This is a genomic window from Rhodanobacter sp. DHB23, from assembly GCF_014842975.1.
In the GTDB taxonomy this organism is placed as follows: Bacteria; Pseudomonadota; Gammaproteobacteria; order Xanthomonadales; family Rhodanobacteraceae; genus Rhodanobacter_A.
Genome location: NZ_JACYXK010000027.1, coordinates 358,934 through 383,210 on the forward strand (window position 1 = coordinate 358,934; position 24,277 = coordinate 383,210).

At 64.9% G+C, this 24,277-nt stretch carries 22 protein-coding genes and 1 riboswitch; of the genes, 15 read left to right on the top strand and 7 right to left on the bottom strand.

Translation table 11 applies throughout. From position 1 onward, the window contains the following. Positions 1-24: 24 nt before the first annotated feature. The 3 genes from IHE47_RS11545 to IHE47_RS11555 all read left to right on the top strand — a co-directional run bounded on the left by IHE47_RS11545 (position 25) and on the right by IHE47_RS11555 (position 2,466). Positions 25-789, top strand: a complete 765-nt coding sequence (locus tag IHE47_RS11545; protein WP_192106031.1) for a hypothetical protein — start codon at positions 25-27, stop codon at positions 787-789. Between the two features lie 82 nt (positions 790-871). Further along, positions 872-1,987, top strand: a complete 1,116-nt coding sequence (locus IHE47_RS11550) for a type IV secretion system protein (protein ID WP_225561781.1) — start codon at positions 872-874, stop codon at positions 1,985-1,987. A gap of 5 nt (positions 1,988-1,992) precedes the next feature. Further along, on the top strand, positions 1,993-2,466 hold the full coding sequence (locus IHE47_RS11555; RefSeq protein WP_192106032.1) for a DUF4189 domain-containing protein: 474 nt from the start codon (positions 1,993-1,995) through the stop codon (positions 2,464-2,466). A gap of 28 nt (positions 2,467-2,494) precedes the next feature. On the opposite strand, the gene IHE47_RS11560 is transcribed toward IHE47_RS11555, so the two are convergent. After that, entirely contained in the window at positions 2,495-2,680 is a 186-nt protein-coding gene (locus IHE47_RS11560; RefSeq protein WP_192106033.1) for a hypothetical protein, read from the bottom strand. Here IHE47_RS11560 and IHE47_RS11565 point away from each other — a divergent pair. The 10 genes from IHE47_RS11565 to IHE47_RS11610 all read left to right on the top strand — a co-directional run bounded on the left by IHE47_RS11565 (position 2,658) and on the right by IHE47_RS11610 (position 13,786). Next, positions 2,658-3,164, top strand: coding sequence for a hypothetical protein (locus IHE47_RS11565; protein ID WP_192106034.1), 507 nt, complete (start codon positions 2,658-2,660; stop codon positions 3,162-3,164). The genes IHE47_RS11560 and IHE47_RS11565 overlap by 23 nt on opposite strands. A gap of 85 nt (positions 3,165-3,249) precedes the next feature. Then, positions 3,250-4,524 carry an XVIPCD domain-containing protein gene (locus tag IHE47_RS11570; RefSeq protein ID WP_192106035.1) on the top strand — a complete coding sequence of 425 codons (1,275 nt, stop codon included), beginning with the start codon at positions 3,250-3,252 and terminating at the stop codon, positions 4,522-4,524. An 81-nt stretch (positions 4,525-4,605) separates the two neighbouring features. Further along, on the top strand, positions 4,606-4,926 hold the full coding sequence (locus IHE47_RS11575) for a TrbM/KikA/MpfK family conjugal transfer protein (RefSeq protein ID WP_192106036.1): 321 nt from the start codon (positions 4,606-4,608) through the stop codon (positions 4,924-4,926). 295 nt (positions 4,927-5,221) lie between these two features. Continuing rightward, entirely contained in the window at positions 5,222-7,033 is a 1,812-nt protein-coding gene (locus IHE47_RS11580; RefSeq protein WP_192106037.1) for a type IV secretory system conjugative DNA transfer family protein, read from the top strand. 189 nt (positions 7,034-7,222) lie between these two features. Beyond that, the gene (locus tag IHE47_RS11585) at positions 7,223-7,756 is read left to right on the top strand and encodes a hypothetical protein (RefSeq protein WP_192106038.1); all 534 of its coding nucleotides are present in this window, start codon (positions 7,223-7,225) and stop codon (positions 7,754-7,756) included. Beyond that, positions 7,753-9,753 carry a hypothetical protein gene (locus tag IHE47_RS11590; RefSeq protein ID WP_192106039.1) on the top strand — a complete coding sequence of 667 codons (2,001 nt, stop codon included), beginning with the start codon at positions 7,753-7,755 and terminating at the stop codon, positions 9,751-9,753. The genes IHE47_RS11585 and IHE47_RS11590 overlap by 4 nt, the downstream gene beginning before the upstream one ends. Positions 9,754-9,863: 110 nt before the next feature. Further along, complete coding sequence (locus IHE47_RS11595; protein ID WP_192106040.1) at positions 9,864-11,237, top strand: FAD-linked oxidase C-terminal domain-containing protein; 1,374 nt, start codon at positions 9,864-9,866, stop codon at positions 11,235-11,237. A gap of 35 nt (positions 11,238-11,272) precedes the next feature. Next, positions 11,273-12,085: a hypothetical protein gene (locus tag IHE47_RS11600; protein ID WP_192106041.1), complete on the top strand. Its 813-nt coding sequence runs from the start codon at positions 11,273-11,275 to the stop codon at positions 12,083-12,085. Continuing rightward, on the top strand, positions 12,082-12,690 hold the full coding sequence (locus tag IHE47_RS11605) for a uracil-DNA glycosylase family protein (protein WP_192106042.1): 609 nt from the start codon (positions 12,082-12,084) through the stop codon (positions 12,688-12,690). Before IHE47_RS11600 ends, IHE47_RS11605 begins: the two co-directional genes overlap by 4 nt. A 190-nt stretch (positions 12,691-12,880) precedes the next feature. Then, entirely contained in the window at positions 12,881-13,786 is a 906-nt protein-coding gene (locus IHE47_RS11610; RefSeq protein ID WP_192106043.1) for a hypothetical protein, read from the top strand. Between the two features lie 69 nt (positions 13,787-13,855). Here IHE47_RS11610 and IHE47_RS11615 read toward each other — a convergent pair whose 3' ends face one another. Next, positions 13,856-14,485 carry a homoserine/threonine efflux transporter gene (locus IHE47_RS11615; RefSeq protein WP_192106044.1) on the bottom strand — a complete coding sequence of 210 codons (630 nt, stop codon included), beginning with the start codon at positions 14,483-14,485 and terminating at the stop codon, positions 13,856-13,858. Positions 14,486-14,755: 270 nt separating this feature from the next. Between IHE47_RS11615 and IHE47_RS11620 the strand changes: the two genes are divergently transcribed. Next, positions 14,756-16,033 carry a nucleoside permease gene (locus tag IHE47_RS11620; RefSeq protein WP_192106045.1) on the top strand — a complete coding sequence of 426 codons (1,278 nt, stop codon included), beginning with the start codon at positions 14,756-14,758 and terminating at the stop codon, positions 16,031-16,033. A gap of 24 nt (positions 16,034-16,057) precedes the next feature. On the opposite strand, the gene IHE47_RS11625 is transcribed toward IHE47_RS11620, so the two are convergent. Together IHE47_RS11625 and IHE47_RS11630 are read right to left on the bottom strand one after the other, a co-directional pair. Next, positions 16,058-17,836, bottom strand: coding sequence for a GGDEF domain-containing protein (locus IHE47_RS11625; protein WP_192106046.1), 1,779 nt, complete (start codon positions 17,834-17,836; stop codon positions 16,058-16,060). A gap of 107 nt (positions 17,837-17,943) precedes the next feature. Then, positions 17,944-18,561, bottom strand: coding sequence for a flagellar basal body-associated protein FliL (locus IHE47_RS11630; protein WP_192106047.1), 618 nt, complete (start codon positions 18,559-18,561; stop codon positions 17,944-17,946). A 55-nt stretch (positions 18,562-18,616) separates the two neighbouring features. Between IHE47_RS11630 and dusB the strand changes: the two genes are divergently transcribed. Further along, on the top strand, positions 18,617-19,603 hold the full coding sequence (gene dusB, locus IHE47_RS11635; RefSeq protein WP_192106048.1) for a tRNA dihydrouridine synthase DusB: 987 nt from the start codon (positions 18,617-18,619) through the stop codon (positions 19,601-19,603). A gap of 25 nt (positions 19,604-19,628) precedes the next feature. Here the strand turns inward: dusB and IHE47_RS11640 are convergent, their stop codons facing one another. From IHE47_RS11640 to IHE47_RS11650, 3 genes are all read right to left on the bottom strand, one after another. After that, positions 19,629-20,996 carry a lysozyme inhibitor LprI family protein gene (locus IHE47_RS11640; protein WP_192106049.1) on the bottom strand — a complete coding sequence of 456 codons (1,368 nt, stop codon included), beginning with the start codon at positions 20,994-20,996 and terminating at the stop codon, positions 19,629-19,631. A 122-nt stretch (positions 20,997-21,118) separates the two neighbouring features. Then, positions 21,119-21,946, bottom strand: coding sequence for a UDP-2,3-diacylglucosamine diphosphatase (locus IHE47_RS11645; RefSeq protein WP_192106050.1), 828 nt, complete (start codon positions 21,944-21,946; stop codon positions 21,119-21,121). Next, positions 21,943-23,646, bottom strand: coding sequence for a lysophospholipid acyltransferase family protein (locus IHE47_RS11650; RefSeq protein WP_192106051.1), 1,704 nt, complete (start codon positions 23,644-23,646; stop codon positions 21,943-21,945). Before IHE47_RS11650 ends, IHE47_RS11645 begins: the two co-directional genes overlap by 4 nt. A gap of 153 nt (positions 23,647-23,799) precedes the next feature. Then, positions 23,800-24,181, top strand: a riboswitch (cobalamin riboswitch). Positions 24,182-24,277: the final 96 nt, after the last annotated feature.

Below are 24,277 nucleotides of genomic sequence, written 5' to 3' on the forward strand. Positions count from 1 at the left end.
CCAAGGCCGAGTGAGGAAAACGCCATGAGCAAGACAATGTCTCGTTCCGCCGGGCGCAACGCCGCCCTCGCCGTCGGCCTGTCGGCCGCTGCAACCCTGTTCGCATCGCCTGTGGCTGCACAGATCCTGGTTACCGATGGCGCATCCATCACGGCCAACAATGCCGGCTTTGCGGCGCAATTGGCCAAAACCGTCGCCCAGTATGTACGACAGGCCGAACAGCTCTACCAGGAAACCCAAACCACCTTGCAGCTCATCTCCAGCGTCCAGGGCCTGACAAGCAACATGAGTTTGCTTCCCAACCAGATGCAAGAGATCACGGATGCCAGCCCTATCATCGAAGCCAACTGCGGAAGCAATCTCGGCATCGTGGGCGACTTGCTGAACAACGTCACCTCGTTGATCAATCAGAATATTACGCAACGCCAGGCACAAATCTGCGCACAGATCGTCCAGACACAAGTGGACGAGTACAACCTCAACGTGCAGATGTTGCAACGCTTGGATCAGTACAGCGGCTACTTCAGCCAAGTCGAAGGCATCATAAGCAAGGCAAAAACCTTGGGTGATGCAAACAGTGCGAACAATCAGGCGCAGCAGTACGACGCGTCCATGAACACAGAGATGAATAACTTCCGGACCCTGATCCAGGCCAAGGAAAGCACGATCCAATCGCTACAAGGAATCCAGTCCGCCTTGGCTCAACAAGCCATGCGCGGTAACTCCAGCCTGATAGGCAATGCAGTTCAAGGTGTCGCGCTTACCGCCGCATTCACCATAGATCAATAATTTTCGGCGTATTTGCCATGCATCCACTCCAGCACCGCAACACCACGAATAACCGTGCCTCCCTCGAGGACAGGACTGCGTCATGAACCTTGCCATCTATGTGCTGGTATACAACTACATCAACCACGCCATCAACAACTTCATGGATCAGATCATGACCCAGGTCATGACTTGGGTAAGTTTTGTTGCGGTAACGGTTGTAACGCTGTGGATACTCACTACCGGTTACAAAGTCATCACCGGCCAGATGCGCGAATCGCTGATGGCTGTAGTGGTCAACATGACGCGCATCGCCTGCATCGTCACCGTCGCCGCCAGCATGTCCGTCGGCAGCGCGAGCATCCATGATCTGTTCGCCAGCCAGTTGCCCACCGCGTTGAACCAGTTGTTCACCGGCAGCACTGACAGCATCCCAGACACCATCAACAAGAACTTGGCGCTCACTGTAACTGCGATGAGCGCCATTGACGCGGTGCAGGCGCCCTCCAACGACGTCGTCACGGTCACCCAGAAAGCCCGCGCCACCGATCTGGCCATCTTCGGCACCGCCAGTCCGCCCATGGCAGCGGGCGCCATGCTGCTGATGTACAACTTCGCCATCGCCCTTGTCGTGGGCCTAGGACCATTGTTCATCCTCTGTCTGATCTTCGACCAGACCAAACCATTGTTCCAGAAGTGGCTGATGTATGGCATTGGCACGGTGTTCTCGCTGGCCATGCTGAGCTTCATTTCCACCATTGTGCTCAACGTCACCGCGCGAGCCGCCGCTGCACTGTGGGGTAGCAACCTCATCAACAACATGATTGGCACCAACAGCGAAGGCTTGTCCACACAGTCGCTGGAACAAGGCGGCATCGGCCTGCTGATGACCATGCTGATCATTTCCGTACCTCCCATGGCGGGCAATTTCTTCTCGGCCACACTGGGCAACTTCAATCCCTACAACGTCTTCAGCCGAGCAGGCCAGCCGGGGCCAGCTGGGCAGCCACCGGGGTCATATGGGTATGGTGGACATGGGCCATCGCAAGCAGGCATTGGACAAACTAACGCTGGGCAACTAACTGGAACTGGGGGCTTTAACACATTACCAAGTTCAGCTTCCTACAGTGGCGCTCACTTAAGTAATTCGGGATTTGCGACAGGCAATGATGTAACCAAGCAAGGTGGCGGTTTGGCCAACCCGCTGACAGGAAGGTGATAGTCATGAAAACTCTTTGCTTCCTCACGCTTTTATTGGTCGCCACCTCCACTCATTCCCAAGACTGCGCCGGAGTGAATGCGGGCGGCGTATGCGTCCCCCCCGACGTGGCGATGCCGGGTTATCAGCAACAAGCCCCGCAGCCGCCTCCGCAGAAATGGGTGGATCATTGGGGCGCGATTGCAACCTATGAGCCGAATGGAAGTCTCGGAGCAGCCACCAACATGCCGAGTCAAAACAGTGCTGAACAGGCCGCCCTTGCGGATTGCCAGTCGAAGCACGGATCTGCATGCAAGATTCAACTTTCATATCGCAATCAATGTGCTGCAATGGTGGTGAGTGGCAAAGGATATAACGTGACTCCTGCCGCCACCGTAGATCTGGCTGTAGCGAAAGGCATGAACACTTGCACTAATTCGGGCGACCCCAACTGCCACGTCTATTACACAGCCTGCAGCCTACCCACCCGGATTCAATGACTATGCCAACCATGAAATTGCTGCTTAGTTACACCGGCATGATGCTGATTTCAGGCGCACTGCTGTGCGCATGCGACTCTTCCAATTCGCCGTCAAGCGCGCTGGCGTCTTCAACATCGAGCGCACCTCCTACGTCAAGCGTTTCCGCGACCGCGCCTTCATCGGCGTCTACCGCCACACAAGAAAAACCCATGGATGACTTGAAGACCTTCATTGGCAACAACCACCTACTGGACTCCAAGGCCGGCGACCTCAATGGCAGCGGCAAGCCAGGCGTGCTGCTGGTGCTCGATCCAGCCACTGGCGGTACTGGAAAACTGGGCGAAGGCCCGTCACGCACGGTGTTGCTACTTGTGCGCGACGCCTCCGGGCAACTGGAAAACGCCGTGCAAAACGACAAATTTGTGCCTTGCGCACAATGTGGCGGCATAGCAGGCGACCCCTACAGCTACACGCAGATAGGCAAGGGCCAATTCACCGTGGTGACTGAAGGCGGTTCGCGCGAGCACTGGTCGAATGAATACACCTTCGCCTATGTGCCCGCGCAAAACGGCTGGCTACTGCATGAAGTGAAGCGCGAGGTGACCGACCAGGAAACCGGTAAGCACAAGACACTGGATCTGACATCAAAGGATTTCGGCGCAGTGCGTTTCCAGGATTTCGACCCTGCCAACCTGCCGGAGGCCACGCTGCCTTGAGTAGTTGATTCACGCCAGGGTTGGCGGGAATGTTGCAGACAGGGAACGCAGTCGCCCCTTCAGGAATTCGGTCAGGAGTTATTGCATGGCTACCGATAGAGAGACCCAGTTGTTGCAAGCCGCTTATCAGGCGGGCATCACGTCGCCGAAGGAATTGGCGAATTTCATGGCGCAGGTGAACGCTGAATCCGGCGGGCTCAACAAGCTGGACGAAAGTTTCCGCTATACCACGGGCGTTTCGCAGATCCCTGTGAAATACGCCCATCGCGAAGGCGACGCGACACTGGAGGCTGCCCGTGTTAGTGCATTAAAAGGGCACCCCGAGGAACTGGCCCGGCTGATGTATGGCGGGCGCAATGGAAACAACGACACGACCGATGGGTACACCTATCGTGGGCGCGGCTATATCCAGCTCACCGGCAAAGACAATTACGAAGCTGCCGGCAAGGCATTGCATATTGACCTGGCGCGCGACCCCGACCTCGCGGCCCAGCCCGAGAACGCCGCCAGGATCGCCGTGTGGTACTGGCAGAATCGGGTGCCTGACACGGCACACAAAGATGTAGAGGCCGCGACATTAGCCATCAACGGTGGTTATAACGGCCTGGATACGCGGCAAACGCAGTTCGTCAAATGGGAAAAGATCCTGACGTCGGGAACGATGCAACATCTGGCCAAGGGGGAAGCTCCCAGCCTACCGGCGGAATCGGCAACGAGGCATGCAGGAAAGCATGCCAGCTTGGGACAAGGTGTCCATGGCGACAATGTCAGGAAGCTGCAATCGGAACTGGCCGCATTGGGCTACAAAGACAGCAAGGGCCGCCTATTGGGCGCGGACGGCAACTTCGGATCGGACACCCGCCACGCCGTGGAACGCTTCCAGCACGACCATCAACTCATCATAGACGGCAAGGTCGGCCCCCAGACCCAACAGGCGATGCACTCGGCGCTGCAACAACAGGCCACTGCCCATGACCTGACCGGCCCTCGCCATCCCGATCACGCCCTGTACGAGCAGGCACTGACCGGCGTGCGTACCCTTGACGCCCAGCACGGCCGCTCTATCAACCAGCAAGACATCAACCTTGCGGCCGCATTGGCCGTCGAGGCCAAGCACCAGGGCATAACGCGCATCGACCAGGTAGCTCTCGGCGACAACGGCAGTCGGGTCTACATTGCCCAAAACCCGGCATCACCAATGGAAATGGCGAAGTTCGGTTCCGTCGATACGGCCAGCGCCTTGCAGACCCCGCTGGCCCTGAGCTCCGCCACGGCAGCATCCATGCCGTCACCTGCCTCGATGTCACCGGCTGTTGTGCAGCCATCCCAACCGAGTCAGGCCAACGCCCTGGCCATCTAGGTCCACACCATCGCATATCCGCATCACGCGTCCGGCTGAACCAGCCCCCGTCGCCATTTCATCAGCACAAGGAGTCAAGCCATGAAACTGCGCCCACTGTTTGCCGCTCTCGCCATCGGCGCCACCGGACTGACCACCGGTACCGCGCACGCCCAAGGCGCGGATCCCTGTTCGGTCTATACCTGCATGGCGGGCCTCTCCGGTTCGGGCGCCCCGGGCGGAGCGGCATGCACCGCCCCCATCGCCACCTTCCACGCGATCCAGGTGTGGTCGCCGCACTTCAACAGCTCGGCTACCGCCGCCGCGCGCCGGCGATTCCTGATGAAGTGCCCGGGAGCCCAGGAGCCCACCAACCTGGTCATCCTCAATGCCATCATCGCGGAGTGGGGTTACAGCCCCTGAATCACGCCGCATGCTGCATCCCACGGCCCCGCTCCCTGCCTGGCGAGGCGATTTTCCCGGCATGTAATGCATGCCTGTCCCTCGCTCCGGCAAACCAGCGCATTTGCCGCGCGAAACTGCACGTGCGCATCCGCGGACATCGCCTACGCAGGCCGTCTCCAGCCAGGAGCGTTCGTCCGCAAAAAGGATCCGGCCCACCGGCCTGTCCGACCATCCCGCCTGACTGCATGCCCATGGCATGCACTGCTTTTCAATCCATGTTCCACCAGCGGAACGTTCGACGAGGCACTGAAGGATGAGCCAAGGGAAACTGGTTTTCACGGCACTGCTGTTCGCGGCCGCCCTGCTCGGCGGCCTCTGCCTCGCCAACTGGCTCACGCTGTGGCTGCTTGGCCTGAAGGGCTCGCCCCCGGCCTGGAACACCTGGTGGCAGTACCACCAAGCCAGCAACCTGCCGCCGTACGCACCGTATGCCGGCAAGATCAAGCTGGCAGGAGGACTCGGCTTCGGCCTGCCCTTGCTGACCTGGCTGCTCCTGCTGATCCCGTTGTCCCGGCGCAAGGCCGAGTCCCTGCACGGCGACGCACGTTTCGCCGGCCTGCGCGACCTCAAGAAGGCCGGGCTGCTCGCGCAGACTCCGCAAGGCATCCTCATCGGCAAGTACAAGGGACGCTATCTGTGGTTGAACGGCACCCAGCACGCCATCGCCATTTCCCCCACGCGCTCCGGCAAGACCACGAGCATCGCCATCCCGGCATTGCTTTCCTATGCCCAGTCGATGGTGGTGCTCGACCTCAAAGGCGAACTGTTCAAGGCCACCAGCGGCTGGCGCGAGGCTCAAGGCCATGCCATCCGGGTGTGGGCACCTTACGACGATGCGGGGAACACCCATCGATTCAACCCGATGTCCCTCATGGCCGGCATGGATCCCGGCAAGCGCCTTGGCGAAATCCAGACCATGGCCGCCATCCTGTACCCGGACGAGACCGGCAAGGATCCCTTCTGGACCAGCCAGTCGCGTGCAGCCTTCAGCGCCTTCGCTTCTTTCATGTTCGAAACCTGGGATGCCCAGGTGCTGGCCCGGCATCGCGCCGGCGTCCCCGCCTCGATGCAGCTCGACCCGAACACCTCGATCCTGTTCCCCAGCCTGGAACGCATCCTGCGCCTTTCCAGCGGCATGGACGGCAAGAGCACCAGGGAAACGCTGCAGCAGATACTCACCGAGCCCGTCCACGCCTGCGTCAGTCCGCAAACCCGCACCGTGTTCGGCAATCTCCTGGGGCTGGCCGAGCAGACCTTCTCCTCGGTCATCGCCACCGTGCAGGCGCCGCTGCAGCAGTTCCTGAGCCCGATCCTCGCCGCCGCCACCAACGCCACGGATTTCGACGTGACCGCGTTGCGCAGGCACCCCGCCACCCTTTACGTCATCATCCCCACCAACAAGCTGGACGAGAGCAGCAAGCTGCTGAACATCTTCTTCAGCACCGTGATCGGCGCCAATCTCGGCAAGCAATTGGGCGAAGAGCCCGGCCTCAAGTACCAGTTGCTGATGCTGATGGACGAGTTCACCGCGATGGGTCGGGTGGATGTATGGGCCAAGCGCATCTCGATTTCCGCCAGCTACGGTGTCCGCGACCTGTGCATCGTGCAGAGCCGGGCGCAGTTGCGCTCGGCCTATGGCGACCATGACGCCCAGAACTTCATCACCAACCACGGCGCGCAGATCGTGTTCGCCCCGCGCGAGCAGGCCGATGCCAATGAATACAGCGAAATGCTCGGCTACAAGACGCTGCGCAGGCAGCAACGCAGCACCAGCCGCGGCCGCGACAGCCGCCAGGTATCGATCAGCTACAACGAGGAGAAGCGCGCCTTGTTCCTGCCACAGGAAATCAAGCAACTGCCGCAGGACGAGGAGATCATCTTCTACGAAGGCTGCAAGCCCATCCGCGCACGCAAGAACTGGTTCTTCAAGGACAAGGAACTCAAGGCGCGCGCCGACGTGCCCCCCGCAAGGATCAAGCCGATGACGTGCCCTCCTGCAGGCGAAGCGACCAGGAACATCGTCCGTCCGCAACAGGAACAAGCCGCGGCATGGCTGGCGCAATAGGTCGCGCCACGCCCCCGGCAGGCCACGGCCCGACCTGCCCCAGGCTCGATGGCGAAGCATCGGCACCGCTTCCTGAGGATCCCATCGCCACGCCACCGCCTCATGCCTGCACGGTGATCACTTCCGACCATGAAACCTCGAATCCAATCCGTCTTGCTCCTCACCTTGACCGCGATCACAGGATGCTCCATGGCACACGGCGACCCCAGCAACCCGAAGAAAAACCCGCACCCCGTCAAGCGCTATGAAGTCATCGCCACGGCGGATGCGCCAGGGCCGTGGGATTCAGTGAGCGGCACGGTGTTTTTCGATATCGTCAACGTGGACTGCGTGCCGCAGGGCTCATTCACCGGGGGACGGAACATCCCGAATGCCAGCCATGAATTCGAGATGGCCCGCACCGGCGAAAAAACCTGGAAGGGCCATTTCCATCGCGACCTGCTGCTGGACGAAGATTATTTCGGCAAGGGCGTTTGCCATTGGGATGCGACGGGGATGGGGCCGGTATTCGTTGCGCATGGCGCGACGTTCTCTCCGACGCGCGGCCTGAAGCAGGCGATGCAGGCCGGTTCGTACACTGAATACTTCAAGAAGAGCGCCTACAAGGATCACTCCTTTACCGGCATGGGCGCACTGGAGTTCCTGCCCGACTCTCCTGAAGTCGCCAGGCATCCCGAGGACTTCTTCCCGATCACGGTCACCATCAAGGAGATCGGGCCGTGAGCCCGACCGCCAGGGCACAAGCCGACGCCGCCAACGACGCCTACACCAACCGCCCGAACTACCTCCACGACAACCGGCCCGTTTACCTTGGCGGCTCGGAGTACAAGATCATTGGCTACAGGGATGATCCGGCCACGGGCTTCCATGCCACCGCCTACCAAAGCGTGGCCACGCACGAAATCATCATCACCTACCGCGGCACCGATCCCGCCATCAGCGACATCACGGGCCACACCCTCACGACGATCCAGGACATTGCCGTCGATGTCACGATGGTGCGGGATCGAATCAACCCGCAGGAGGCAGCCGCAAGCGACTTCACCAGGGAAACGATCGCCAAGGCGGAAATGCAGGGCATCTCCAGGGACCGGATCACCGTGGCCGGCCACTCGCTGGGCGGCACCCTAGCCGAAATCGAGGCGTCCAGGTACGGACTGCGTGGCGCGACCTTCAACGCCTATGGCGCGGCAGGCCTGGGCCACGGCGTGCCCGAAGGCGGCAGCGAAGTGATCGACTATGTGATGGCTGGCGATGTGGTCAGCGCCGCCAGCCGTCACCATGGCCGCGTGGTGACGCTTGCCAGCCCGGACGACCTCGCGAGCATGCGGGCCGGGCGCTATCTGGACGCGCCAGCCGGTGCGCAGGCACCCAATCCCTTCCTGACCATGAGCCTGGGCGACCACAGCATCAAGCATTTCGCTCCCGATCCCGATGACCACGCGACGAGCGTGCTGGATCCGGCGACGTTGACGCGATACGGGAAGAATTACGCGGACAACAAGGCCGCCATCGACGCCTACCGCAACGACGTCTACCGCGAGCGCGAGGAATTGTCCGTGGCGTTGCGCCAGGCCCAGGACCATGATGCCCATGCGCAATTGCCCGCGGACATCCGGAGGCAGCTGGACGAATACCTGGCGGCAAACGTGGACCCGGCCATCCGCAGGAAGATCGAGCAGAACAGCGTCGTGCAAGATGTGGAACACGGACTGCAGACAGGCGCCGATGCGCTGCGCGCGGGCGGCCGATACGCGCAATCACGGTATGAGCGCGCGGCGGCGGCAGTGCATGCCGCAGGCAGCGCAGCAGCGCCAGCCAACCCCGTTGCGCCCCTGGCTGGCGCTGTGATCGGCGAGGCAGCGCATTTGCAAGGGCAGGCGGCAGGCGCCGTTGGCGACCTTGCCGCGGATGGCCTTGAAGCAGCCAGGCAGACGATCGGGCATGGTGCGCACGATGCCGCACAGGCGATCAATGGAGCCATCCACGCCCCCGGACTCCAGGCAACCACGATCCACCTCGTCAACGGCGTCGTCGACACCTACCGAACCGCCGAAAACGTCGTGCACACGGCCGAACAGGCGTTCGACCATGCCAGGCAATCCGTGTCACATGGCATGGATGCCGCCAGGCAGGCTGGCGACGACGCGCGACAGGCCGTGGCGCACGGCGTCGACGACGCCAGGCACACCGCCGCGCGAGCCTGCGATGACGCCCGCCAGGCGATGGCGCACGGCATCGATGCCGTCGTGCATGCCGCCAACACGGCCTACGACGCACTCACGCACGCGGAGTCATGGATCGGGCGCGGCACGACACCCTCACCCGCTCCGCAACCCCGACACGCGCGCACCGACCCGACTGCGGAATCCCTCCATACGCGCGACGACCCGCGCCATCCGGCAAACCCCGATCACGCGCTGTACCGGGAATTGCACGAACGCATCCCGGCCGCCAGCGAAAAGCGCCTGTTGCAGTTCACCGCGGCCTGCCATGCCGGCGGCATCACCCACGACAACATCGGTCCGATCGCCTATGACGAGCACCGCGGCATCATGCATTTCATGACCGCGTCGGAACTCAGGCCGCCCGTCGCGGTGGACGTGAAAGCGCCCTCGCCCGACCCGCAGCATTCCATCCAGCAGATCCAGCTGGCCAACCAGCCGCGGCCTCCTGTCCACGGCCAGCCGCAGACCCAAGGCGCACAAATCGGGCAATAGCGGAGCCTCGCCATGGACCGCGCCACCGGGCCGCTCGCGGCTGGCGGGCCAGGCCCGGATCGCCCACCCCGCGAACCACCCGGTCGTGCATACCTCGCTAAACTGGCGCGATGCCACTTGCCCCCGCCATGCTCGACCGGCTGCACGAGATCTTCCCGCCCGGTGCGGCTTCCGTCGCCGAGGCCGAACGCCTCGCCTACGCCTACGACAATTCGCGGCTCAATGCGCTGCCTGACGCGGTGGTGTTTCCCACGGAGCACGCGCAGGTCGAGGCGCTGGTGCGTGCCTGCCGCGCGCACGGCACTCCCCTGGTGGCGCGCGGGCGCGGCAGCAACACCACGGGCGCCACGGTGCCGGTGAATGGCGGCGTGGTGGCCAGTTTCGAGCGGATGAACCGTATCCTGCGCATCGACCCGGACAACCGCCTGGCGGTGGTGGAGCCGGGCGTGCTCAACGACGACCTGCAGAAGGCGCTGGCGCCGCACGGCTTCTTCTGGCCGCCCGATCCGTCCTCCGCGCCCTGGTGCAGCATCGGCGGCAACCTCGCCTGCAATTCGGCCGGGCCGCGCACGGTGAAGTACGGCAGCCCGCGCGAGAACACGCTGGGCCTGCGCGCGGTGGCCGGCAGCGGCGAGGGCTTCCGTTGCGGCACGTACACCAGCAAGGGCGCCACGGGTTACGACCTGACGCGCCTGCTGATCGGTTCGGAAGGCACGCTGGCCCTGATCACCGAGGCCACGCTCAAGCTCACGCCGAAACCTTCCGCTGTGCGCACGCTGCGCGCGACGTACCGCGACGTCGGCGCGGCCGCGCGCGCGGTGGCGCGGATCATGGCGCAGCCGGTCACGCCCTGCGCGCTGGAATTCATCGACGACGTGGCGCTGAAGCTCGCGCGCGACCACGCGCCCGATGCCGGCGTGCCGGAAGCCGGTGCCCTGCTGATGATCGAGGTGGACGGCGAGCCGGACGCCTTGCCCGCCGCCGCCGAAGCGGTGGCGCGCGCCGCGCGCGGCGACGGGCTGGTCGAGCTGCGCGTGGCCGGGACCGCCGCGGAAACGCAGGCGCTGTGGAGCGCGCGCAAGGCGCTGTCGCCTGCGCAGCGCAAGCTGTCTCCCCACAAGATCAACGAGGACGTGGTAGTGCCGGTGAGCCGGCTGCCCGAACTGGTGGACGGCGTGAAGCGCCTGGCGGCGAAGCACGACCTGCCCATCGTCAGCTTCGGCCATGCCGGCAACGGCAACCTGCACGTGAACCTGCTGCCGCGCGACGAGGCCGAGCGCGAGCGCGCCCACGCCGCGCTGGCCGAGCTGTTCGCGCTGGTCATCGCGCTCGACGGCACGCTGTCGGGCGAGCACGGCATCGGCATCGCCAAGCGGGAGTTCATGCCGCTGGCGCTGTCCGGCGAAACGCTGCAGCTGATGCGCGGCGTCAAGGCCGCGTTCGATCCCGATGGCATCCTCAACCCGGGCAAGCTGTTACCGTAGCCGCTCGCCGCGCGGCGGAATCCGAAGGGGAAGCGATGAAACGCGCATTGTTCTGCGTACTGGCCATGTCGTGTTTCCTGCTGGGCGCCTGCAACCAGCAATCGCTGATCGACAAGTTCGCGCCGAAGGCCGATTCCGCCACCGCCAGGTCCATCATCGACCGGCTGCGCCAGGGCGATACGGAAGCCATCGAGGCGCAGCTCGATCCGCGCTACCGGACGCCCGACGTCACTGCAAAACTGCACGAAATCGCCGCGGCCTTTCCCGCCGGCCAACCCGTTTCCGTGAAGACCGTGGGCTTCAACGAAAACACCCTGCTGGCCCATGGCGAGTCGTCCAGCACCACCAATCTCACCTTCGAATACCAGTTCAACGACGCATGGGTCGTCGCCACGGTCGTGCTCGCGAAGAAGGGCGACGCGTTGACGATCGAAGGCCTGCACGCCGAGCGCCTGGCCGAATCCCTGGAAACCCGCAACGCGTTCACCTTCCAGGCCAGGGGTGCCGCGCACTGGCTGATGCTGCTGTGGGTCATTGCCAATACGGCGTTGTGCCTGTGCGCTTTCGTGCTCTGCCTGCGCACACGGATCGCACGGCGCAAATGGCTGTGGGCACTATTCACCCTGGTCGGCGTGAGCACGCTGCGTTTCGACTGGAGCAACGGGCACTTCGCATTCCAGCCGCTCAGCGTGCAGCTGTTCGGCGCATCGGCGATGGCGCAACCTTATGGGCCATGGATACTGGGCGCATCCATCCCGCTCGGTGCGATCTGGTTCCTGGCCGTGCGGCGCCGCCTGGCCGCCGCATCCGTTCCGCCGGCATTGCCGGGGGCCGACGCAACGCCATGACCGCGCCCCTCCCCCGCGACACCGTCGCATTCGAGGCCCTGCTCGCCGACATCCGCGCCTGCCGCCTGTGCGCGGCGCATTTGCCGCTCGGGCCACGGCCGGTGGTGCAGGCATCGCTGCAGTCGCGACTGCTGATCGTGAGCCAGGCGCCGGGGCGCAAGGTGCACGACACCGGCATCCCGTTCAACGACGCGAGCGGCGACCGGCTGCGCGAGTGGCTGGGCACCGGCAAGGACGTGTTCTACGACGCCACGAAGATCGCCATCGTGCCGATGGGTTTCTGCTTCCCGGGCACCGGCAAGGGCGGCGACCTGCCGCCGCGTCCCGAATGCGCCCCGACCTGGCATCCACGCCTGCTGCCGCTGCTGGGACAGGTGCGGCTGACGCTGGCGATCGGCCAGTACGCCCAGGCGGGCCTGCTGGGCGACCGCCGCGGACGCACGCTTACCGACACCGTGCAGGCGTGGCGCGAACACCTCGCGCAAGGCGTGCTGCCGTTGCCGCATCCCAGCCCGCGCAACCAGCTCTGGCTGAAGCGCAACGCATGGTTCGAAACAGAGTTGCTGCCCGAGCTGCGCAAGCTGGTAGCCGCGGCACTGCGCTAGGGAACCCTGCATCCGTCACCGCGCGTACTGCACCAAGCGCACGCGCGAGCGATCTTCGGCGACCACTTGCAGGCCAGTATGATCGGCCACGTCCCGTCGTCGGCCTGCGGCAACCGCCCCGGAACGGGCATCTCTCGCTCGCGGATAAAGCCACTACGCATTCAGGTCAACACATACAGGGGAGTCAGGCATGGAAACCGTTTGTCAGGCTTGCGGTTATCAAAGGAAGCCGACGGATCAGGCACCCGAGTGGGAGTGTCCCGCCTGCGGCAAGGCGTATGTGAAGACCTCGCATCCATCGGCCAGTCCGTTGGTGATTTACCCGGGCAGTCCTTCTGTCGAGGCAGGCAACGGGCAGTACGGAAGAGCCACGCCCCCGAGTGCGCCGAAGGAAACAGCCAAAAACAAGCACGGAATACTCATCGGAGTTTCTTTCTTGCTTTTGATCTTTGTCCTCCCCCTGCTTTTCAATCCATCGTCAGCATCCGACATGATTCTGCATAGTGAGCGTGGCTTTATTGCACTCATTTGCACCGCAATGTTGGCGGCGCTGGTCGTCGCTGGCCGCATGAGTGAGAGAGGTGGTCCCGATGACCGCAAGTCCGCAGCTACACTTGCCGCCACATCTATCGGACTCGCTGTTGCAGTGCTTTTTTTCGGCATCGCAATTTCATCGCACAACGAGGCACGCGCCGAGGCCAGCATCCAGCGTAATGGCGTGCGCGCCACAGCGGATGTCGTCCGCATCTATAACGGAGGATGCGGAAGAGCGGGATGCAACATCTACGTGGAATACGCGTTTACGCCGCCGACTGAAACGCAATCCGTGCATGGCCACGCATGGCTCGGATCGACGGGAGGCTCTGACTCACATATCGCTTACGCACGTACAAACAGGCAGGTTCCCATCGCCTACGAAATTGGCCACCCTGAAGTCTCGGCACTGAACTTCAACGACGATGTTTTTCGCCTCGATCATGACGACAGCGCGATGGCCTTGTTGGGCAAGATCCTTCTGGGAATCCTGCTGCTGGCACTTGCAGTAGTAATCCTTATCGACTGGTTGCGTTCAAGCAAGAAACCGAACGCCGTTTGACCCAAGTCTGACAAGGCCTTTTGCAAGTCGATCCACAGGCGCCCGCTTCCGAACCGAAGCGGATGCGCCTCAGATCGCGCGCCGCGCGAAGATCAGGTGCAAGCCGAACAACACAAAGATCGCGCCGGCGCAGCCGTCGATCCAGCGGCTCAGGCGCAGATAGCCGCGACGCATCGCGGGCAGGGCGAACACGCCCGCCACCAGCACGAACCACAGCAGGGTCTCGGCCACCACCATCACCCACAGCCCCCAGCGCGCGCCGGCGGCGAGGCCATCGCCGACGAAGGCGGAGAAGATGCTCCCGAAGTACACCACCACCTTGGGATTGGCGAGGTTGGTGAACAGGCCGTTGCGCAGCGCGCGCCACGGGCCGTTGACCAGATGCACCACGTGCGTGGAAGCGCCGGCGGCAGGCGCGGCCAGCGCGCCGCGCAGCATCTTCAATCCCATCCAGCACAGGTAGGCGCCGCCGCAGACGGCGATCGACCGCTCCAGCCACGCCAGCCGGTGCAGCAACAGCTGCAGGCCGAGCAGCGCCAGCGCCGCCCAGATCGCCACGCCCAGCGTGATGCCCGCCACGCCGGCCAGCGCCTCGCGGCGCGAGTGGCTCACCGCGGTCTGCGAGACGTAGAAGAAGTCCGGCCCCGGGCTCATCAGGGCGATCAGCTGTACCACGGCAAGACTGAGGAAAACGCTCATGCGCCGGCTCCGTTCACGATGCGCGCAGTGTAGCGGTGCGGCACGCCGCTGATGCTGCGCGCGCCTTGCAGGAGCGCACCCTGTGCGCGATGGTTTTGATGGTTGACTCAGGGCAAGGGCCTTCGCGCACAGGGTGCGCTCCTGCGGCGATGCCATGGACGGCGCGCTGCCGCAGCATGCCTTGCCGCATGAGCGAGGCTTCCTCTAACCTGCCGCGATTCCAGACACATGCGGTTGCGGACCGCCCGCACCGACAGGGGAACACCATACATGAGCCTCAAGCAGCGCCTCGTCGTCCTGAATTTCCTCCAGTACTACATCTGGGGCGCCTGGCTGCTGACCATCGGCACGTGGTGGTTCCAGACCCTGCACTGGTCGGGCACCAGCTTCGGCGCGATCTTCTCGACCATGGGCATCGCCTCGCTGTTCATGCCTTCGCTGGCGGGCATCGTGGCGGACAAGTGGGTCAATGCCGAACGCCTGTACGGCCTGTTCCAGATCCTGGGCGCGGCGGTGCTGCTCGCGATACCGCTCGCGGGCGACCCGCAGCGGATGTTCTGGGTGGTGCTGCTGTACATGTGCTTCTACATGCCCACCATCTCGCTCGCCATCACGGTGGCGTACAACGCGCTGAAGCAGGAAGGGCTGGACGTGGTGAGCACCTATCCGCCGATCCGCGTGTGGGGCACGGTGGGTTTCATCGCCGCCACCTGGACCACCAGCCTGCTGGGCTTCAAGGCTTCCGCCGCACAGTTCCACGTGGCCGCGGGCGCCTCGCTGCTGCTGGGCCTGTACGCCTTCACCCTGCCCAAGTGCCCGCCCAGGCTCGATGCCGCGCACAGCCGCAGCCTGACCGATCGCCTGGGCCTCACCTCGTTCGTGCTGTTCAAGAACCGCAACATGGCGGTGTTCTTCGTCTTCGCCATGCTGCTGGGCGCGGCGCTGCAACTCACCAACGCCTATGGCGACGCCTTCCTCAGCGACTTCGTGAAGATCCCGACCTACGCGAACCTGCTGACGGTGAAGTACTCCACCATCATCATCTCCATCTCGCAGTTCTCGGAAACCGCGTTCATCCTCACCATCCCGTTCTTCCTCAAGCGCTTCGGCATCAAGGCGGTGATGACGATGAGCATGCTGGCGTGGGTGCTGCGCTTCGGCCTGTTCGGCTTTGGCAACCCGGCCGGCGGCCTGTGGATGATCGTGCTCTCCTGCATCATCTACGGCATGGCGTTCGACTTCTTCAACATCTCCGGCTCGCTGTTCGTCGAGGGCCAGGCCGACCCGAAGATCCGCGCCAGCGCGCAGGGCCTGTTCATGCTGATGACCAACGGCGTGGGCGCGGTGCTGGGCAGCCTGATCGCGGGCTGGGCGATCGACCGCTTCTTCACCGACCACGCCTGCGACGACACCCTGCTGATCTGCAAGGACTGGCACGGCATCTGGTTGGCCTTCGCCGGCTATGCGCTGGTGATGGCGGCGCTGTTCGTGCCGCTGTTCAAGCATCGGCACGATGCGGCTGCCGCGCGCGGCGCGCCCATGCACTGAGCCCCGGAGCCTGTTCAAGGGCACTCAGCCCACCAGGCGGCTCTCCATCACCCGATCGCGGCCAGCGGACTTGGCGGCATACAGCGCGAGGTCGGCGGCGCGCATCCAGCTCGACAGGTCGTGGCAACGCACGCCGTCGAAAGGCGCCACGCCGATGCTGATCGTCAGGCGTTCCAGCGGCAGGTCGTCGGGCATGGCCAGTGCAGCGGTTCCCGCGCGCAGCTGCTCGGCCAGGCGCATGCCTGCGGCGAGACCTGCCCGCGGGCACAGCACGGCGAACTCCTCGCCGCCGATGCGCGCCACGAAACAGGGGGCGCCGACGGCGCCAGCCAGGTAATCGGTGAGGATGCGCAGCACCCGGTCGCCCTGCGGGTGGCCGATGCTGTCGTTGATGTTCTTGAAGTGGTCGATGTCGATCAGCAGCAGCACGTGCGCCGCCGTGCCCGCTTCGCGCGGGCCGTCCAGCAACTCGCCGGCCCGTTGCTGGAATGCACGCCGGTTCGCGATGCCGGTGAGCGGGTCGCGCAACGCCTGCGCGCGCAACTCGGCGGCATGGCGGCGCTGCGAGCGCAGCAACAACACGAGCAGGCCGACGATCAGCGACAGGGCCGCCGCCAGCAACGCGATCATCGCGTTGGCCAGCCGCTGGCGCTGCTGCTGTTCGCGCCGGCGCTCCGCCTCGGCCTTCGCCGCCTTGAGCTGCAGGTCCTTCAGCTCGTTGGCGTGCTCCAGCTCGCTGATGCGCAGCTCCTTCTCACGGGTGGCGTAGCGCTGCTCCAGTTCGGTTTCGACGAGGCGCTGCGCCGGCGTCTCGGCCGCATCGTTGAGCCGCGACGCCTCGCGCTCGTCGTCCAGCGCCTGGCGCAGGTCGCCGACCTGTTCGGCCATCCGGCTCTCCACCTGCAGCATGCCGATCAACTGGCCGTTGATGCCGGCCTGGCGGGCACGCGCCACGGCTTCGCGCATCCGCGCATAAGCCTGGCGATGCTGGCCCAGGGCGGCCTCGGCCAGCGCGATGTCGGTAGTGGAGTCCAGCGAATCGCTGACGCGCCCGGCGGCCAGCTCCTGCTTGAGCGAAGCCTGCGACAACGTCATCGCCTCGCGCGGGCGGCCTTGCTTCAGGTACATCTTCGCCAGGTTGTCGCCCACCAGCACCACCAGCTGGCCCGCCCTGGCCCTGACATAGTGCTGGCGCGCGCGCACGTAGGCCGCGGCTGCCTCGTCAACCTTGTCCTGCGAGGCCAGCGCGATGCCCGTGTCGTTCTCCACGTCGCCCAGGCCGAACTCGTCGTTCAGCGCGCGATAGCCCGCCAGCGCCTGCTGGCACACGGGCAACGCCTTGTCCGGCTTGTCGTCGAGGGTATAGGCGTCGCACAACTGGTAACGCGCCCAGGTCACGATCCGCGGGTCGGACTGCCCCAGCACCTTGTCCGCCGCCTGCAAGGCTTCGCCCAGGCCCGAAGTGATGCCGTTGGCGATGTCGTGGCGCGCCTGCAGGAAACCGGCGGCCGCAGCGGCCACCGGATCGTGCGTCACCGTGGCCAGGCTGTCGAGGCGCAGCGTGGCCTCGGCCAGCGCGGCATCGTCGTTGTTGTTGATCGCGGCCGTGCCCATGCCCCACAGCAACTCGCGTTCCCGCTCGGGCGGCAGGGTGGCGCCGGCCTGGTCGAGCTGCCGGCGGACCGAGGCGATCAGGGCATGCGGGTTCGTCACCGCGCGCTCGCGGAACGCATCCATGGACGCGGCGGCGGCCGGCATGGCCACCAGCATCCCCAGCACACCCAGCCACGCCCCCTTCGGCATCCTAAGCCCGCCCTGTCCGGTACTTGGTCTGCCGGGATTTTAGGACTTGTCCGGCATCCCCGCATCCCGGCGCCGCCGGCCGGCACGGCCGTCCACGGAACCGCGCGTCAACCGCCGTCGCCCGGCAGCAGGTGCTCCTGCACCCGCTGGCTGTGTGCGGCATCCAGATGGCCGTCGGCGTCGAAGCGCAGCACCACCAGCCAGTCGTACACGTCGCCAGGCCAGGTCTTGCGGCCGGTGATGGCCTTGGCGTCGCCACCGAAGGCATCGATCAGCTTGTCGATGTGGCCGTGGTGCCAGGCGATCAGCACCACCGGCGCCTGGTTGTCCTTGCCCAGCGACTTCACCAGCTTGTCAACGTCGGCATCGGCATACGGTTGCTCGATCGGCAGGCCGAGGCGCTGCGACAGCGGCGTCAGCGTCAGGCGCGGCCGGATGCTGTCCTTGCTGTCCTTGGTGGCGATCAGCCGCCCGGGCACCAGGCTCTGACCATCGAGCCGCAGCGGATCAAAGTAGGTTGCATAGGCCTGCGCACGCTGCTCGCCCTGCGGGCTCAGCCCGCTACCCGAGGCCGGCTTCTCGGCGTGCCGCACGATCAGCACGGTGACATTGCTCAACCCGCGGCTGCCCTTGTCGCCATGGTCGTGGTGCGCCAGCGCCGCCGTCGGCAACAGCAGCAACAACGACAGGAACAGCCATGCGTGCTTGCGCCAGATCGTGCCCATGCGGTGCCTCCGTCGATTCATCGGGTCCAAAAGGGTAGCCGGGTACAATGCCCGCATGCAGATCGGCCCCTACCGCATCGACCCGCCGCTGGCGCTGGCCCCCATGGCCGGCGTCACCGACAAGCCGTTCCGCCTGCTGTGCAAGCGACTGGGCGCGGGCCTGGCCGTGTCCGAGATGACAACGGCCGACCCGCGCCTGTGGCATACACGCAAGTCGCTGCGCCGCATGGACCACGAAGGCGAGCCCGAGCCGGTGAGCGTGCAGATCGCCGGCTACGACCCGGCAATGCTGGCCGAGGCCGCGCGCTTCAACGTGGCCAACGGCGCGCAGATCGTCGACATCAACATGGGCTGCCCGGCGAAGAAGGTGTGCAACGTGTGGTCCGGCTCCGCCCTGCTGCAGGATGAGCCGCTGGTGGCACGCATCTGCAAGGCCGTGGCGGAGGCGGTGGAGGTGCCGGTGACGCTGAAGATCCGCACCGGCTGGGACCGCCAGAACAAGAACGCGCTGGCCATCGCGCGCATCGCCGAGGACGCCGGCATCGCCGCGCTCGCCGTGCATGGCCGCACCCGCGCCGACAAGTACGAAGGCGAGGCCGAATACGAAACCATCGCCGCGGTGAAGGCCAGCGTGCGCATCCCGGTATTCGCCAACGGCGACGTGGTGACACCGCAGCAGGCCAGACACGTGCTGGCCGCCACCGGCGCGGATGCGCTGATGATCGGCCGCGGCGCGCAGGGCCGGCCGTGGGTCTTCCGCGAGATCGCCCACTACCTCGCCACCGGCGAACAACTGCCCGAGCCCACGCCCGCCGAAGTGGCGACGATCCTGCTCGGCCACCTCGAACACCTCTACGCCTTCTACGGCGAACAGGCCGGCGTGCGCATCGCGCGCAAGCACCTGGGCTGGTATGCGAAGGACCGGCCCGAGAATGCCGCGTTCCGGCAGGTGGCGAATCGCGCCGAAAGCGCGCAGGAGCAGTTGCGGCTGGTGCGGGATTATTTCGAGGCGCTGGCGGCGGGGGAGTTGTTGGCGGCTTGATGGATTTGGGCATCCAAACGCATGGTCAATTTGCGTATGGATTGGCCCATGTCGCCAACAGCGCCTTGGTGCGTTGCGCTTCGGCAACCATGCCAAGCACCGGCGTAAAAGTGTGGCCATCCCAGCGCCATACGCCAAGCAGCCAGTCAGCATCACTGGTACGCCAGCCCATCGAGGCATGACCAACTCGGCCAAGCAACCACTCGCCCTGCCAGTGAATGGGGAAAAACATGCTGGTGTTGTCAAATCCATCCATGCCGACGTAGAACCTTTTTGGCGTATTGCCCCAAGGCAACTCATAGACGTCGCCTTTCACAGCCAGCTTCCGCTCTACTTCAAATTGCATCCGCACATCGGCTGGAACTTGGCCAGCCAGCGCATCAGCATCGAAATCTTGCAGGTAACGGACTAACACCTTGCTCACCTGTGCGGTCAACTCGGCGCAGTCGGCCAGCGCACAGTGCATGTACTTAGGCAACGTGCTGTAGTCCCAACGCACATGCATTCGATTGAAGGAACCCCAGCCACCCCCTTCCCACCGCTGCACGATAATGTCAGTTGACGCGACACTGCGACCGCCCAACTGCATGGCATAGGCATGTCCTTGGAACTCAATCAGCGGGCCACCCGACATCCCGCAGTCCTGATTAAACATTCCCGGTGCAGCGACGGGCTTGATCGTCCGACCATGCCAACTGAAAAACATCACATCTATGCAATTGGCCGTACCCTCCCAAAAATAAAGCGCGCCAAAATGGAGGTCATCGAGAAGTGACAATCTCATGCTCACAGCATTGAGGCCGTCCGGATCAGTCATCTGGCCAGCCATCTTGACCAACGACTCCACATCAAACGGCTGCGGCTTCGACGGGTCGAACATTTGCTCTGTAGCCACCTTGAACACCGATCCATCACCACCCAACACCCGATTCATGTCCTCATCGCGCTGAAGCAGCGCTGCCGATGATGGATTGGCAAGGTACTTCACGATGGCAGCAAGCAGCGGCGTATCTGTTGGCGGCGCATCTAACACATGCTGTAGATACTCGATGCGATCCTGATAGATGGCTTCGCCAATCTCATAGACGGCCTTGTCACTTTTCCCTTGTGCCATCCTCTCATTGCGCTCACGCAGCCAGTTACGCTGATCGCGCACCAAGGCATCCGCTTGCGGCCCGGCCTTGGCACGTGCCTGCTCGAAGGCTTGGTCCATCTGACTGTCGGATGCCGACAATCGTGGATCAGCGCAAATTTTCCGCTCCGCCGTGTTACTCGCCCTCGCGCAATCGAACCCCGCCGCCAATGCCAGCGGCACGACGCCCAGCAGTGCCAAGGCCAGCGACAGCTTCATCCAGATCGAGCGCACGTCCGTCCCCTTGCCGTCCAGCGGCAAGGGATTCTTTCATGCTTTTAGACACCCCCTGCGGCCGCGGGCAGGCAAGTTCGTGACAAGACGCGGGCAAACCACGCCAATCCGCCAAACCGTCCTCAGCGCGCGGACAGGAAACCAGACCGTCAGGCCGCCAGCTCCTGCGGCAACTCCAGCATCGTCAGGCGCAACCGCGGCGGTATCTCGGCAAGCACCTCGCCGCGGTGCCCGAGCAGGCGCAACACGCCGTCCGCGTCCTCGGTCAACGCGGTGAGGCTTTCCACCCAGTCGCCGTCGTTCGCGTAGATCAGGCCGTCCCGCTCGATCAGTCCGGCGCGGTGGATGTGCCCGCAGACGATGCCGTCCAGCTGGCGCCGCGCGACATCGTCCAAGCCGGCCTGCACGAAGCGCTCGATGTAGCGTTCGGCGGCGTTGCTGCGCCGCTTCACGAACTCCGACAGCGACCAGTAGCGCAGGCCGGCGCGCCGGCGCGCGATGTTGAGCCAGCGGTTGCAGGTGAGGATGCGGTAGTACAGCCAGTCGCCCAGGCGTTCCTGCAGGCCGCCGAACTGGGTGACGTTGTCGTAGTCGTCACCGTGCGTCACCAGCAGGCGGCGGCCGTCGGCGGTGACATGCACCGCGCGCCGCCGCACGCGCATGCCGGGCAGCATCAACCCGCACACGCGGCGCAGCGGGCGGTCGTGGTTGCCCGGCACGTAGATGATTTCCGTGCCGCGCGCATGCAGCGCGTGCAGCGCCTCGATCACCCGGGTATGCGCACCGCTCCATTGCGAGCGGCGCTGCGCCATCCACCACAGGTCGACGATGTCGCCCACCAGGTACAGCTGCCTGCAGCGCAGGCCGTCGAGGAAGTCCGCCAGTTCCGCCGCATGGCAATGCCGCGTGCCCAGGTGCACGTCGGAGATGAACACCGCGTTCCACGGCCGCGGCACCGCTGCGATCACGCGCTTCATGCCGGCATCCTCCTGGCCTGCAGGTAGCGCTGGCGCTTGCGTGGCCGTACGCATTCCAGGTCCACCTCGATCAGCCCGTCGATCGTGCCGCTGAAATCCGGGTCCACACCGAAGGCGAGGAAGCGCGCGCCGCCGGGTTCGCACAGCTCGGTGTATTGCTTGTAGAGCATCGGTACCGAGGCGCCCAGCCGGTCCAGCGCCGCCTTCAGCGATTCGTACGCCGCCGCGCCATCCTGCTGGTCGAACCCGGGCATCTCGCCGGCGGGAACGAACGGCCGGCGGGCGCTGGCCAGTGGTTGCGCACTGCCGTGGTAGTGCTGGTAATAGGCCACGATCTGCTCGCTCGCGGCAGGCGGCAGCGCGGCGCTGATCGACACCGCGCCATACAGGTAGCGCACGCCGGGGTAACGCTGCAGGTAGGCGCCGATGCCCTGCCACAGGTAGTCGAGGCTGCGACTGCCCCAGTAGTCGGGCACCACGAAACTTCGTCCCAGCTCCAGCCCGGTCGCCAGCCGCGGCACCGCCTCGTCGGCGTAGCGGAACAGCGATGCCGTGTACAAGCCGGCCAGGCCGCTGCGCGCCAGCGCCTCGACGCCGCGCATCACCCGGTAGGCGCCGGCGATGCGCGCGGCCTCTGCGTCCCACACCAGGATGTGGTCGTAGTGCGCGTCGTAGGCGTCGAGGTCGCGGCTGCGGCCGGTGCCTTCGCCAACCTCGCGGAAGGTCAGTTCGCGCAGCCGGCCGATCTCCTGCAGCAGCGGCGAACCGCCGGCATTCCGCGCCAGGCGGATCTGCTTGCCATCGCTGGTGCAGCCGAGCAGTTCGGTGGCCGCCATCGCCGTCGCCAGCGCGTGTGCATCGACGGGCGGCGCCAGCGGCGCAGGCCCCGTCGCGACCACCGTTTCGCCGCAGCCGATGGCATACAGCGCCTGGCGGATGCGCCGCAGCGCATCGTGCTCGCGCTCGTCGTCGGCGATCCGCATCGGCTCGCCCACGTGCAGGCGCACCGGGCGACGTCGGCGCGCGAACATCTCGCGCGCCAGCAGCGCGGTCGACGCCGGACGGCACAGCGCGGATATGCCGTAAAACAGCGCCGAATTGCGCGCCTCGATGCGCACCGGCAACACCGGCACCGACAGGCGGCGCGCGAAGCGCAGGAAGCCGGGGCGCCAGCGCGGATCGCGCACACCGCGCGGGCCCAGCCGCGAGACCTCGCCGGCGGGGAACACGATCACGCATTCGCCGTCGCGCAGGACGCGTTCCACCCGGCGCAGGCTGGCTGCGCCGGCGCTGCCGCCGAACACGCGTACCGGCAGCAGCAGTTCCGCCAGCGGCTCCACCAGCGCCAGCACCTCGTTGGCGACGATGCGCACGTCGCGGCGCACCCGCCCCACCATGTCCAGCAGCGCCAGCGCGTCGAGCCCGCCGCAGGGATGGTTGGCGACGATCAGCAGCGGACCGGTCGCCGGGATGCGTGCCGGCGCGTCCACATCGACGTGGTAGCGCAGGTCCAGCCGCCCAAGGGTCGCCTCGACGAAGGCGAAGCCGCGCAGATGGCCATGTTCGGCGCAGATGGCATCGATGGCACTGAACCTCGACCAGTGCGCCAAACCGTGCAGTAGCGGCACGGCCAGACGCCCGCGCCCACCCCTGAACCAGTGCGGATAACGTTGCTGCAGACGCTGCTCGATGGCTTGCATGGCGAGTCTCCCGTCTTGGCCTGCCGCAAGATTCCGCGACTGTCGGGACGACTGCGTTGCGCTGCCGGGTCAACTCCGTGACAGCCGCCGGATCGAATCGGCCGCAATGGTTTGGACGGCCATACATCCATTGACGGATCCCCCGACGCGCCGTATCGTGCGCAACGCCGAGGTTTTCATCCTTTCATTCGAATGAAGAGATGAAATCAAAAGGGAAGCCGGTGCGAATCCGGCGCTGCCCCGCAGCGGTATGTGGAAACGACCTTCGCCACCAGCACTGGATCAAGGAGCCTGGGCCACAGAAATCATCCGGGCTGCAAAGCCCGCGACGCGGTGCATATTTCCGCCGCTTCTTGCCCCATGGGACCACCATGGGGCGGCGAACCGTCGAAAATCTGCCCTCGCGCCGCAGGCTTTTCGCCTCGGATATTCCTGTGGTCCAGGCTCCCGCCCGGGAAGCGGCGAACAGTAGGCGGCCGGTAATCACCTGCCATGTCCACGAGCCCGAAGACCTGCCTTGGCCGGAATCCGGATGCCCCGCGAAATGCGGTGCGCACGGGTTTCGTTCGGCCTGGCTCTCCGCGGGGAGTGCCGCGCCCGCCGCATGCATCGCGGCGGTTGCGTCGTGCCC

Coding starts and splice junctions, on each gene's coding strand:
- IHE47_RS11555 (WP_192106032.1), top strand. CDS start 1,993: ATGAAAACTCTTTGCTTCCTCACGCTTTTATTGGTCGCCACCTCCACT.
- IHE47_RS11650 (WP_192106051.1), bottom strand. CDS start 23,646: ATGCAAGCCATCGAGCAGCGTCTGCAGCAACGTTATCCGCACTGGTTC.
- IHE47_RS11575 (WP_192106036.1), top strand. CDS start 4,606: ATGAAACTGCGCCCACTGTTTGCCGCTCTCGCCATCGGCGCCACCGGA.
- dusB (WP_192106048.1), top strand. CDS start 18,617: ATGCAGATCGGCCCCTACCGCATCGACCCGCCGCTGGCGCTGGCCCCC.
- IHE47_RS11550 (WP_225561781.1), top strand. CDS start 872: ATGAACCTTGCCATCTATGTGCTGGTATACAACTACATCAACCACGCC.
- IHE47_RS11605 (WP_192106042.1), top strand. CDS start 12,082: ATGACCGCGCCCCTCCCCCGCGACACCGTCGCATTCGAGGCCCTGCTC.
- IHE47_RS11620 (WP_192106045.1), top strand. CDS start 14,756: ATGAGCCTCAAGCAGCGCCTCGTCGTCCTGAATTTCCTCCAGTACTAC.
- IHE47_RS11545 (WP_192106031.1), top strand. CDS start 25: ATGAGCAAGACAATGTCTCGTTCCGCCGGGCGCAACGCCGCCCTCGCC.
- IHE47_RS11565 (WP_192106034.1), top strand. CDS start 2,658: ATGGATGACTTGAAGACCTTCATTGGCAACAACCACCTACTGGACTCC.
- IHE47_RS11610 (WP_192106043.1), top strand. CDS start 12,881: ATGGAAACCGTTTGTCAGGCTTGCGGTTATCAAAGGAAGCCGACGGAT.
- IHE47_RS11570 (WP_192106035.1), top strand. CDS start 3,250: ATGGCTACCGATAGAGAGACCCAGTTGTTGCAAGCCGCTTATCAGGCG.
- IHE47_RS11615 (WP_192106044.1), bottom strand. CDS start 14,485: ATGAGCGTTTTCCTCAGTCTTGCCGTGGTACAGCTGATCGCCCTGATG.
- IHE47_RS11595 (WP_192106040.1), top strand. CDS start 9,864: ATGCCACTTGCCCCCGCCATGCTCGACCGGCTGCACGAGATCTTCCCG.
- IHE47_RS11645 (WP_192106050.1), bottom strand. CDS start 21,946: ATGAAGCGCGTGATCGCAGCGGTGCCGCGGCCGTGGAACGCGGTGTTC.
- IHE47_RS11580 (WP_192106037.1), top strand. CDS start 5,222: ATGAGCCAAGGGAAACTGGTTTTCACGGCACTGCTGTTCGCGGCCGCC.
- IHE47_RS11560 (WP_192106033.1), bottom strand. CDS start 2,680: ATGAAGGTCTTCAAGTCATCCATGGGTTTTTCTTGTGTGGCGGTAGAC.
- IHE47_RS11630 (WP_192106047.1), bottom strand. CDS start 18,561: ATGGGCACGATCTGGCGCAAGCACGCATGGCTGTTCCTGTCGTTGTTG.
- IHE47_RS11600 (WP_192106041.1), top strand. CDS start 11,273: ATGAAACGCGCATTGTTCTGCGTACTGGCCATGTCGTGTTTCCTGCTG.
- IHE47_RS11585 (WP_192106038.1), top strand. CDS start 7,223: ATGGCACACGGCGACCCCAGCAACCCGAAGAAAAACCCGCACCCCGTC.
- IHE47_RS11625 (WP_192106046.1), bottom strand. CDS start 17,836: ATGCCGAAGGGGGCGTGGCTGGGTGTGCTGGGGATGCTGGTGGCCATG.